The sequence below is a fragment of the Streptomyces sp. NPDC001980 genome (assembly GCF_040296885.1).
GTDB lineage: Bacteria > Actinomycetota > Actinomycetes > Streptomycetales > Streptomycetaceae > Streptomyces.
In genome coordinates this window covers 1-1,265 of sequence record NZ_JBEOYD010000115.1, presented here as the reverse complement: position 1 = coordinate 1,265, position 1,265 = coordinate 1, and the positions used below count along the sequence as shown (strand labels likewise).

Sequence of the window (1,265 nt, the reverse complement as noted above, 5' to 3'; positions counted from 1 at the left end):
ATGATGTGCACGGGCGGCTCGTAGCGCAGGAGTTCCTCGACCAGCGGCACGATCAGGTCCGGTTCGTCGCGCAGGCGTTGCAGCACCTGCGGGTGGCGCAGCAGCGTCAGCATGCCGTTGGTGATGAGGTTGACGATGGTCTCGTGACCGGCGATGAGGAGCAGTTTGGCGGTGGCGACGATGTCGGCGTCGGTCATCCGCCCGTCCGGCCCGTCGTCGTTGGCCAACCGTGACAGCAGGTCGTCTCCTGGTCGGCCGTGGCACCGTTCCACCAGCTCGCCGAGGCACTGGCGCAAGTCGTTGCGGGCCTGTACGCCCTTGTCCAGTTTCTCCTTCGGGTCGGTCTCGGGGTCGTAGTCGACGGAGTTCATGATGTCGTTCACCCACACCCGGAACCGCGGCTCGTCCGCGCGTGGCACGCCGAGCAGGTGACAGATCACGGTTACGGGGAGCGGGAGGGCGAAATCGTCGACGACGTCGATCCGTTCCTTGCCCGCCAGCCCATCGACCAGGCCGCCGACGGTGGCGGTCAGGAAGCCTTCGAGCCCGGTCACCAGCCCAGGGGTGTGCGGGGGGCCGAAGCGGCGCATCGCCATCCGCCGCAGGCGATCGTGCTCGGGCGAGTCCATGTGGATGAACGACGCCGGGACCCCTCCCTCGCCCGAGGGCATCGGACACGACAGATTGCGGACGTCGGAACTCAGACGCGGGTCATTCAGTATGTCCGTGATCTCGCGATAGGCGCTGACGACATAGCAGCCGTCGTCCTGCCGGGCCACCGGCGTCCTGCGCAGCTCGGCGTAGAGCGGGTAGGGGTCGGCCCGGGCGGAGTAGTCGAAGATCCGTTGCAGCATGCCGGGCGTCCCGGTCGTGGTCGTCCGGCCTTCCTCCTGCTGATGCCGATGCCGATGCTGATGGCGATGGCGATGGCGGTGCACGGCCGTGATGCGGCGCTCACCCGGGTCGTGTCCGGTGACGACCACCGTGGCGCCGGCGCCCCGCGCGAGCAGGGCGGGGCCGGGGAAGCCGACGGACACCGGTTTCATGTCGGCCGGCTGGTCCGGCGTGGGGCAGCGGGGCGGGAAAGGCGCGGCCGACTCGATCCACCGTCGGTAGTGGTCCAGCCACTTGCCGTTGTCGAAGCTCACGGCAGCCGTGACGCGGCCCCGATAGCCGTACGCGGCGACGAAGCGGTGGTCGGACACCGATCCCTGGGTGACGACGACCTCGTCGGCGAAGGTGGGCACGCCGACGGACTTGATGTT

Annotated in this window: 1 protein-coding gene; it reads right to left on the bottom strand. The window is 68.9% G+C overall.

Annotated features, from left to right (window positions below):
* On the bottom strand, positions 1–1,265 hold a 1,265-nt coding region (locus tag ABT137_RS50980), incomplete at both ends, for a cytochrome P450 (protein WP_351720916.1).